The 2,853-nt window shown below is 71.7% G+C and carries 3 protein-coding genes; all 3 read left to right on the top strand.

What is annotated here, in order from left to right; all coding sequences use genetic code 11:
* The coding region (locus VNT50_RS10580) for a hypothetical protein (protein ID WP_325485077.1) at positions 1-295 on the top strand (295 nt) is incomplete at its 5' end.
* A gap of 10 nt (positions 296-305) precedes the next feature.
* The gene (locus VNT50_RS10575) at positions 306-2,522 is read left to right on the top strand and encodes a molybdopterin oxidoreductase family protein (RefSeq protein ID WP_325485076.1); all 2,217 of its coding nucleotides are present in this window, start codon (positions 306-308) and stop codon (positions 2,520-2,522) included.
* A gap of 12 nt (positions 2,523-2,534) precedes the next feature.
* Positions 2,535-2,853 (top strand): VOC family protein (locus tag VNT50_RS10570; RefSeq protein ID WP_325485075.1); only part of this gene is annotated, 319 nt, incomplete at its 3' end.

Below are 2,853 nucleotides of genomic sequence, written 5' to 3'. Positions count from 1 at the left end.
GGACGAGTCGGTCTCCGGGGGCGACGGCATGGTCCGCCCGGAATGCGTCTGGGCGGCGCTCGACTGCCCCACGAGCGCTCCCGTCGCGAACTTCGGGCAGGGGCCGCCGATGGTGCTCGCCCAGCTGACCGCGCGGCTCGCCTGTCCGGTGAGGGTCGGGGAGGCACACGCGCTCGTGTCCTGGCCGCTTCAGGTCGATGGGCGAAAGCGGCATGCCGCCTGCGCGCTGTTCGACTCCGAGGGCCGGCTTCTGTGCGCCTCGCGCGCGCTTTGGATCGAGCTCAAGCAGGGATAAGGTCCCGCGAATGGCCCTGCACTACCGCACCTGCCCGTTCTGCGAGGCGACCTGCGGGCTCGAGATCGAGACCGAGGGCCGCGAGGTCGTCTCGGTGCGCGGTGACAAGGATGACGTGCTCTCGCGCGGCTTCATCTGCCCCAAGGCCCACGGGCTGAAGCAGCTGCACGACGATCCCGACCGGCTCGAGACCCCCCTCGTACGACGCGGAAGCGAGCTCGTCGAGGCGAGCTGGGACGAGGCCTTCGAGGAGATCGACCGACGCCTCTCCCCGATCATCACCGAGCACGGCAAGAACTCCGTTGCGGTCTACATCGGCAACCCGAACGCCCACAACCTCTCGTCCCTCTTGTACGGGCCCGTGTGGCTGCGAGCGCTGGGGACGCAGAACATCTACACGGCCTCGACCGTCGACCAGATGCCCAAGCAGGTCTCTGCCGGCCTCATGTTCGGGACGATGCTGTCGGTCCCCGTACCCGACGTCGACCGCACCGACCATCTCCTGATCCTCGGCGCCAACCCGCTGGTGTCGAACGGGAGCCTGCTGACCGCGCCCGACATGCGCGGGCGGCTGCGCCGCATCCGCGAGCGCGGCGGCAAGGTCGTGGTAGTCGATCCGCGCCGCACACGCACGGCGGAGGAGGCCGACGAGCACCACTTCGTCCGCCCCGGAACCGACGCGCTGCTGCTCGCCGCGATGGCCTGCACGCTGGTCCAGGAGGGACTCGTCGACCTCGGCCCGCTGCGCGGACGGGTGAACGGTCTCGAGGAGGTCCTGGCGCTCGTCGAGGACTTCGAGCCCGAGCGCGTGGCGCCCGCGTGCAGCATCGACGCCGCGGAGATCCGCCGCCTTGCGCGCGAGCTCGCCTCCGCCCCGCGCGCCGCCGTCTACGCGCGTATAGGGACCTGCACCCAGGAGTTCGGCACGCTTGCCAGCTGGCTCGTCGACGTGCTGAACGTGCTCACGGGCAACCTCGACCGCGAGGGCGGCGCGATGTTCCCGCTCGCGGCCGCGGGCCAGAGGAACGCGTCGGGCGCCGCGGGCACGGGCAAGGGCGTGCGCCTCGGGCGCTGGCACAGCCGCGTTCGCGGCCTGGCCGAGAGCTACGGCGAGCTGCCGGTGGCCTGCCTCGCCGAGGAGATCGACACGCCGGGCGAAGGGCAGGTGCGGGCGCTCGTCACGGTCGCGGGCAACCCGGTGGTCTCCACACCCAACGCCGCACGGCTCGAGAACGCGATCGAGGGGCTCGACTTCGTGCTCGCGGTCGACCTGTACGTCAACGAGACCACCCGCCATGCCGACGTCATCCTCCCCGCGCCCGAGCCGCTCGAGAAGGCGCACTACGACATCGCGTTGTTCCAGCTCGCCGTGCGCAACGTGGCCAACTACTCGCCGCCCGTGCTGGAGAGCTCGCAGCCGCCCGAATGGAAGACCCTGCTGCGGCTGGCGGGCGTCATCGCGGGTCAGGGTCCCGACGCCGATATCGAGGCCCTCGACGATCTGGTGATCGCCACGCTGGTCGGCCGTGAGGTCGCCGACGAGGCGTCTCGGGTCGCCGGCCGCGACCCAGCCGATCTGATCGCCGAGCTCGAGCCGCGCCGCGGGCCCGAACGAATTCTCGACTTCATGCTCCGCGTCGGGCCCTACGGCCTGACCCTCGAGGAGCTGGAGAGCAGCCCACACGGGGTCGACCTCGGGCCACACCGCCCGCGCCTGCCCGAGGTCTTGCGCACGCCGTCGGGCATGGTCGAGCTGGCGCCGCCCGCGATCGTGGCCGATGTCGAGAGGCTGGGCGCGGCGCTCGCACGCGAGCGCAACGGGGGCATCGTGCTGATCGGGCGCCGCCAACTGCGTTCGAACAACTCATGGATGCACAACCTGCCGGCTCTCGTGAAGGGCAAGCCGCGCTGCACGCTGCACATCCACCCCGAGGATGCCGCTCGCCTCGGCGTGGCGGACGGCGACGACGCGCGGGTCAGCTCCTCGGTGGGGTCGATCGAGGTCGCCGTCGAGCTGACCGACGCGATCATGCCCGGCGTCGTCTCGATACCGCACGGCTGGGGACACGATGCGCCCGGCGTTCGCCTGGACGTCGCCCGCCGGCACGCCGGTGTGAACTCCAACGTGCTGGCCGACGAGTCGCAGGTCGATCCGCTGTCGGGCAATGCGGTCCTGAACGGGATCCCGGTCGAGCTCGCGCCGGTCCGGGCGGCCATCACCGCCTGAGACGTCAGCGCGATGAAAGCGAACGCCATCCATCCCGCAGTCCGCGTCGGCCATGTGCACCTGCGCGTGTCGGACCTCGATCGGGCGATCGGCTTCTACCGCGACGCCCTGGGCCTCGGCGTGACCGCCGACGGTCGCGAGGCCGGGCTCGACGCGGCCTTCCTGGCCGCAGGCGACTACCACCACCACGTCGGGCTCAACACGTGGGCGAGCGCCGGCGGCCCGCCGGCCGACCCTGCGGCCCGCGGCCTGCGCGACTTCGCGATCCGGTTCGGCGACGCGACCGAGCGCGACCGCGTCACGAGCCAGGTCGCGGAGGCGGGATATGTGC

Origin of the sequence: Microbacterium sp. (assembly GCF_035554235.1) — a bacterium.
Lineage (GTDB): Bacteria > Actinomycetota > Actinomycetes > Actinomycetales > Microbacteriaceae > Microbacterium.
The sequence above is the reverse complement of the archived record's forward strand: the minus strand, read 5'-3'. Positions and strand labels throughout refer to the sequence as shown.